This window comes from Streptomyces sp. MBT65 (assembly GCF_016612545.1).
GTDB lineage: Bacteria > Actinomycetota > Actinomycetes > Streptomycetales > Streptomycetaceae > Streptomyces.
On record NZ_JAENRY010000477.1, the window covers coordinates 1 to 7,364 of the forward strand.

Consider the following 7,364-nt stretch of genomic DNA (forward strand, 5'->3'; position numbering starts at 1 on the left):
GCGGCCGCGTTCCTGGGAGCTGAGGGTCAGTTCGAGGGCGAGCGCCAGCAGGCCGGACAGCGCGGCCAGGACCGAACCGGTCGTGTAGATCATGCCGAGCCCCTGCGTCAGGCCGTCCGCGCGCAGCGTGCTCAGCGTCTCGGAGCGGACGCGAATCTGTGCCAGCGGCCCGAGCGCCTTGGCCGCCGCCGACCGCAGTGCCTGAGGCTGTGCCTTGGGCCCGTCGCCCTTGAGGAGCAGGACGGTACTGCCCGAGGCCTGTTCCGCCAGCAGGTGTTCGGCGCCGGCGATGGTGATCAACAGCGGTGTTCCCGGCGGGAGTTGCGCGGTGACCGGGCCGAGGAGGGGGTCGCGCAGTTCGGCGGTGGTGAGGGTGCCGACCGGCTTGAGGGTCAGGTTCACCGGGGGCTGTCCCTGGGTCACCACGGTGGTGGTGAAGCCACCGATGCGCTCGCGCGCCCGCAGGTCGGGGGAGAGGAAGGACGGCAGCGGGACACTCGCGTCGACCCGTTGGCCGGGCGGAGTCGTCAGCCCGGCCGACAGGGCACGGGCCAACGGCGACTCCGGTGCCACGGCGGCCAGTTGACGAGGATCGACGGTGATCACGGCGACCTGGGAGACCGCCGCGCCGTCGTCCTGCCCCGCGAGGTCGAGGGTGCGCAGATGCTGAAGGGCCGTCCGAATTCCGTTGGGGGCGACGGCAGTCGTCCCGGCGGGGGTCGCCGTCCCCGCCACCGTCGCGCTCGCGTCCGCGCCGGTGGTCCAGGCCGCCCCGGTCGCCAGACCGTCGTCGACCGTACGCTGCACCAGGCCGCCGAACACCGCCGTGCCCAGGGTCAACACCAGCACGAACAGGGCCAGTCCGGTCGCCGGGGCGTCATGCGCGGCCCGGGCCGCCCCGACGAAGCCCACCACACCCCGGCCGCGCCGGGCCCGCCGTAGCACCAGGCGCAGGACGAGCGGATAGACGCGCAGCAGGATCAGGACGACGGAGAGCGCCACCAGGACCGGTACCGCGCCCAGAATCCCATCGGGGCCCTGAGCGCGGAGCGCGACCACACCGGCCGCCGTCGTGAGCAGCACCGTGAGTTCCAGGACCGCGCGGCGGCCCACGGCGGTCTTCCGTCGGGTGCGGCGCAGGCGGCCGGGGCGGCGGGGTTCGCGGACCGCGAGCCAGGTCATCAGGGGCACCGTCAGCAGCACCGCCGCGGTGGTGAGCGCGGCGGGCAGCGGTTGCGGCGATCCGGAGGTGCCGGTGGGGGAGAGGGCCCGGCCCGCCGCCCAGCCGAACAGGGCGGCGATCAGCACCACCGGCCAGGCCACGGCGCAGCGCAACAGCACCAGCCGCGCGGTGGACGCGCCCCGCGCACGCTGCAAGCGCAGATGCGCGTGCCTGCGGCGGAGCAGCAGCCGCACCGCGACCGCCACGGTGGCCAGTGCGACCGCAGCCAGCGCGTCGACGGCGTACGTCGCCAGGGCTCGGGCCTGCTCGTCCTGGGCGGTGAACGCGGTGAGCAAGGGCGTCAGGGAGTCGGTCACCAGCAGGGACTGGGTGGACTGGCCGTCGACCTGGCAGCTGATGTCGCCGGTGACCCAGTCGCTGCCCTGACACAGGGCGGCGCTCAGATCGGCGCCGTAGTGGGACAGCGGCCCGGTGAGCGCGCGGGCCCGGTCGAGCGCCGCCCCGGACAGGTCGGCGCGCAGCTGCCAGGTCACCCGGGGGCCGCCCACCCCGGCGCCCGCCAACAGGTCGGCGGCGTCACGGCCGACGAGACCCCGGACGGCGAGCACCGTGCCGGTGGAACGCTCCGCCGGGTAGCGCGAGGGCTGGTCCAGGGTCTCCCGGCCGGTCCAGAAGCCGTCGCTCGCGGCCGTGGTGCGGTAGACCCCGCTCACCACCAACTCCGCGTCGGGTGCGCTGCTTTGGGCCCCGGGCGTCTTCGGGAACTCCACGTTCAGCCGGCTGCCGGCCCGGACGCCCAGCGCCCGCGCGGTGGCCTGCGACAGTCCGATCTGGGGCGCGGTGGTCAACGGCGTGTGATCGGCGGGCGCGTGACCGCTGACGTAGCGCAAGTGGGCCTGCGTGGACGGCAGATGACTGACCGTCAGGTTCACGCTCGTGTTCCTCGGGCCCGGTGGCCGGGGGGAGAGCAGGGCCGCCGGGTCGTAGTCGTAGCTGCCGCCGGTGAAGGACAGGTGCCGTGCGGCGGAGCCGCCGAGGTGCCGGGTGAGGGTGCGGCCGGCGGCGAGCAGGGTGGCCATGTCCATGGACGGGGGTGAGGTGTTGAAGACCTCCGGTGTGGTGCTCAGGCTGATCAGCGGCGCCTGGGCCTGCGCCGCGTCGACCCGCTGCCGCAGCGCCCGGTCCTCCTGCCGGCCCGCGAGCACGGGGGCCCAGGCGCACAGCCCCGTCAGCACCAGGACCAGCACGGCCAGACAGGCCAGCATCGGCAGATCGCCCCGGGACTCCTCGCGGATCAGCCGCCGGGTCACGGCCGCTCGTCCCTTCGGCCCCTGTCCCGCCGTACGGCTCACCGGTCCTCCCCCGCTCGCAGCACCCGCACTAGATCCACCCGGGCCAGCAGCCGGGCCAGGATCAGGACCACCGCGCTGATGGCCAGGGCCGTCGCCAGCGCGGTCAGGGTCACGGTGGCCCAGGGAGTGATCCGGGGCAGCGGCGGATAGGGGGCCTGTCCGCTGTCGTCCACGGTGACCAGAGGCAGCACCGCCGAGGCCAGGGCCAGGCCCATCAGCGCCCCCGGGACCACCGCGAACAGCGCGAGACCCACCTGTTCGGCGCCGAGCAGCGCGGACAGGCCGGAGGCGCGGACGCCGATCGCCCTCAGCAGCGCGAACTCCTTGCGGCGCTGCCGGGTGGAGACCACCGCGTGCACGGTGAAGGCGATGACCGCGAAACCGGGGGCCAGCCGGCGGACCAGTTCCAGCACCCGGCGCAGCCCCGCGCGGAACGGGTCGGCCTGGAGGGACGCGGCGGTCCGTGCCGCGGTGGTGACACTGCCCAGCGCGGGCTGCGCCTCGACGGCGGCCGCCGTACGCGCGCTGTCGGTGCTGCTCAGCCACCAGAACGCGGGGTCCTGCCGGTCGGCACCGGCCAGCGTGAGCGCGGTGGCGAGTTGGCGCTGGTCGGCGATCAAGTGCCCCTGGCCACGGCCCAGTCCGGGCGGTGGGTCGACGCTGCCCACGATCTTCGCGGTGATCCGGCCGCCGCCCAGATCGAGTGTGGTGGTGCTGCCCACGTGCAGGCGCGCGGCCCGCAGCGTCGAGGCCTCGGCGCGCACCGGAAGCGGTGCCGGACCGTTCAACGGGCCCGCCACGAGCCGCACTTGGCTGCCGGACCGGGTGGCGTAGTCGCTCTCGGACAGCCCGCCGAGGGAGTCCGAGACGGCGCGGGAGGGTCGGATGCCGGTGCTCACGGTGGTCCGCAGTACCCCGGACCCGCCGGGAGCGATCGAGCACACCCCGGGGCTGCCGGGCATGTAGCTGTCGGTCATCTTCCCTTTGCACGCGCCCTCGGTGGCGTCGGCGGCATGATCCGTACCGTCGGACCAGACCTGCCCGCCGGGCAGCCGGGAGACCCAAGTGCCCGCGGTGTCTGTGGAGTTGGCAGTTTCCCGCGCGCCGATCCGGATCAGTTCCAGGTCCAGCCGGGCGGGCCGCAGGTCCGGCTGCGGCAGCACGCCGACGGCGGTCACCGTCAGCGGATACGTCCGCGGATGCCCGTCGCTCAGCGCCACGTCGAGCGGGACCACGACGGTGTGCCGGGCCCCGTCGGCGGCGGGCAGCCGTGCCGGTACGACGCTGACGAGACCGGCCGCGTCCTGCACGGTCAGCTCCAGACCCGGCGCCACCCGGCTGCCGTCGCTGCGCAGCCGCTCGTCCAGCAGCAGCGCGGTCGGACGCCCGGGCAGCGGTACCCCGAGGACGACCGGTGACGGGGTGCGGGGAGCGGGCCCGCCGACCGTGCCGACCAGGTTCTCGGTGGTGCCGCCGGGCAGATTCACCGTCGCCTGCGTCACCGGTGCCACCCTGGTCACCCCCGGCAGCGCGCGATAGGCGGCGGCCAGCACGGCGGAGGGGTAGCCGTCGTCCGCGGACGGGTCGATCCGTACGTCCGCGCCGACGGTGAACGCGGCCTCCTCCGACGCAAGCCCGCCCAGACTCGCGAGCGCGGTGGTGGCGAAGGCGCTCACCGAGACGGCCAGGCACATCAGCACCACCGGCCCCGCGTTGCGCGCGGCCCGCCGGCTCAACTGCCAACCCGCCAGGGCGAGTACGAGCCCTCGGCTGCGACGCCCGAACGCGTCCAGCAGCAGCGAGGTCAGCGGCAGCAGCCGCAGCAACAGCAGTGCGCCGGCGCCGGCCACCAGGGTCGGCACCAGGACCAGCACAGGGTCCACGGACGCGCTGCCGGAGCCCACGTCGGCGATCAGCGAGTGGTGCCGCCGCAGCTCCAGATACCCCAGCGTCGCCACCGCCAGCAGCGCCAGATCGACCCCCAACCGCTGCGCGGCGGCGGCCCGCGCACCCCGCCCCGCCCGCGGTCCCGCCGACGGCAGCACGGGCAGCAGCACCGCCGCGGCGTGCACCAACAGCGTCAGCCCTACGGCCGCCCAGGCGTCGGCGCCCCGGCTGCCGGGGTGCAGCAGCCCGGCCAGGAAGGGCGCGGCGAGGGCGGCCGGGATGCCGGTGAGCGCCCACTCGGCTCCCGCACCGCGCAGCAGCCTCAACGTCCCCGCGCCCCGGGCCTGTTGGAGGGCCAGCTCGTCCTGTCGTCGCTCGGTCAGCTGGCGGGCGGCCAGCACCAGGGTGGCCAGGGCGAGGACCGCCAGCAGCAGGCTCGGCAGATAGAGCGAGGAGCGGGCCGCGACTGTCGGCACCGTCAAGTCGTCGATGGCGCCCGGCAGTCCGGAGGCCACGGTGAGGTCGGCGAGGGAGGGCTGCCGCCCGCCGAACACCGACACACCGCTCTGGCTGCCGGAGAAGGCCCGCAGCCGGTCGCGCAGCCCGGCGAGGCCGTCCGCGTCGAGCCGGGAGAGGTCGGGCTGCACACTCCAGTGGGCCGTGAGATGCCCGTTCAGGACGGCGCTGCCGTTGAGCGCGGCGGGCGAGACCACCAACAGGCCCTGGTCGGCGGTGTGACCCTCCGTCAGATCCCCGGCCATGGCGGGCCAGAACCCGACCGCGCCGGACGCCCGGAAGACCCCCGTGACCCGCAGTGTCATGACGCGACTGAAGGCGTCCTGCACCCGCAGCCGTGAACCCGGCCCGATATCAAGGCGTTTGGCCAGCGCGGCGGGTATCGCCGTGTCGACCGGCGCGGTGGACCCGGTGGCGACGGGCACGTCGGGCAGCGAGGTGAAGGCGCGCGCCGGGGCGTCGGCCGTACCGGCGGGCCACCGCCCGGCCATCAACTCCCCGAATCCGCCCCCGTGTTGCACCGCGACCGGATGCAGCCCGCTGGCCCCGGGTCCGCGCGGCGGACCCACGACCCCGTCGATCCCCGTCACCGACACCGGCGACGTGCCCAGCAGCCCGACATACGTCCGCTGCGGCACCCCGGCGAACACCCGCTCCGCGGCGGCCCGCACATCCCGGTCGGCGACGGCCATCCCCCCGGCCCGATAGGCCGCGTTGACGTTCACCTGCGCCCCGATGTCACCGGCCAGCCGCCGCACGGCCCCGGCCTGCACCGAACTCCCCGCCAGCGCCGCGAGCGCGGCCAACGCCGTCGCACACAACAACACGGTCACCGACACGGCGGCCAGCACCAGCCCGTGCTGCGTGGCCCGCCGGGCGACCACGGGCAGCCCCCGTCGCGAGGAGGGCCTCAAGGCCGTGGCGACCACATGAACCCCCGCGGAATCGAACATGTGACGGTTACGGCGCGCCACAGTCCTACCAGCGATGCCCCTGACGGCACAACAATCGCCGATCCCGCTCCGGCCCGGGACGTGGAAAATGCCTGAGTACGTCAGGGATGTTCGCTGTACGTTGGGCGGGCGCCCCGAGTCCCCTCATGGCGCGCCTTCCCAGCTCAGAGGCTCCGTAGACGTTTCGAGGCATACCCACCGTGTTCCTGACGATCAGTACCACCGGCACTCCCGAACGCCCCGCCACCGACCTCGGTTTCCTGCTGCACAAGCATCCCGACAAGGCGCAGGCGTTCTCCACCTCCTACGGCAAGGCGTACGTCCTCTACCCCGAGGCGGATCCCGCGCGCTGTACGGCGGCGCTGCTGCTGGAGGTCGACGCGGTGGCGCTGGTCCGGCGCGGCAAGGGCAAGGGGCGCGGCGGAGCGCCCGACGCGGCGCTCGCGCAGTACGTCAACGACCGCCCGTACGCGGCCTCTTCACTCCTCGCCGTGGCACTGAGCGCGGTCTTCTCCAGCGCCATGCGGGGCGTGTGCAACGCCCGCCCCGAGCGCGCGGCCGAGCCGCTGCCGCTGCGCGTCGAGGTGCCCGCGCTGCCCGCCAGGGGCGGTGCCGATCTCGTACGGAACCTCTTCGCGCCGCTCGGCTGGACGGTCACCGCCGAACCGGTCGCGCTGGACACCGAGTTCCCCGAGTGGGGCGACTCGCGGTACGTGAGCCTCGTCCTGGAATCGGAGACGCTGACCCTCGCCGAGGCGCTGCGTCACCTCTACGTCCTGCTCCCGGTCCTCGACGACGCCAAGCACTACTGGGTGGCCTCCGACGAGGTCGACAAACTGCTGCGGGCCGGCGAGGGCTGGCTGCCCACACACCCCGAGCAGAAGCTGATCACCAGCCGTTATCTGTCCCGCCGTTGGTCCCTCACCCGGGAGGCCATGGAGCGCCTGGAACTGGTACGGCTCGCCGAGGCCGACGACAGCGAGGTCGAGGAGATCGACAACGCCGTCGCGGACGAGACGGAGGCCGAGGAGAAGCCGACCCCGCTCGCCGTCCGGCGCCGGGACGCGATCCTCGAGGCGCTCAAGGCGTCCGGCGCCGCCCGCGTGCTCGATCTCGGTTGCGGACAGGGCCAGTTGGTGCAGGCGCTGCTCAAGGACACCCGGTTCACGGAGATCGTCGGCACCGACGTGTCGATGCGGGCGCTCACCATCGCCGGCCGCCGCCTGAAGCTCGACCGCATGGGGGAGCGGCAGGCCGCACGCGTCCAGCTCTTCCAGAGCTCGCTCGCCTACACCGACAAGCGCCTCAAGGGCTACGACGCCGCCGTGCTCAGCGAGGTCGTCGAACACCTCGACCTGCCCCGGCTGCCGGCCCTGGAGTACGCGGTGTTCGGCGCCGCCCGCCCCAGGACGGTCGTCGTCACGACCCCGAACGTCGAGTACAACGTCCGCTGGGAGACCCTCCCCGCCGGAC

3 protein-coding genes are annotated in these 7,364 nt (G+C 74.2%); 1 reads left to right on the plus strand and 2 read right to left on the minus strand.

The annotated features are described in order from the left end of the window. The coding region (locus JHN63_RS48545; RefSeq protein WP_307782169.1) for a hypothetical protein at positions 1-2,535 on the minus strand (2,535 nt) is incomplete at its 3' end. Then, on the minus strand, positions 2,532-5,891 hold the full coding sequence (locus JHN63_RS48550; RefSeq protein ID WP_234478833.1) for an FtsX-like permease family protein: 3,360 nt from the start codon (positions 5,889-5,891) through the stop codon (positions 2,532-2,534). The genes JHN63_RS48545 and JHN63_RS48550, both read right to left, overlap by 4 nt. Before the next feature lie 200 nt (positions 5,892-6,091). On the opposite strand from JHN63_RS48550, the gene JHN63_RS48555 reads away from it, so the two are divergent. After that, positions 6,092-7,364 (plus strand): 3' terminal RNA ribose 2'-O-methyltransferase Hen1 (locus JHN63_RS48555; protein WP_200691534.1); only part of this gene is annotated, 1,273 nt, incomplete at its 3' end.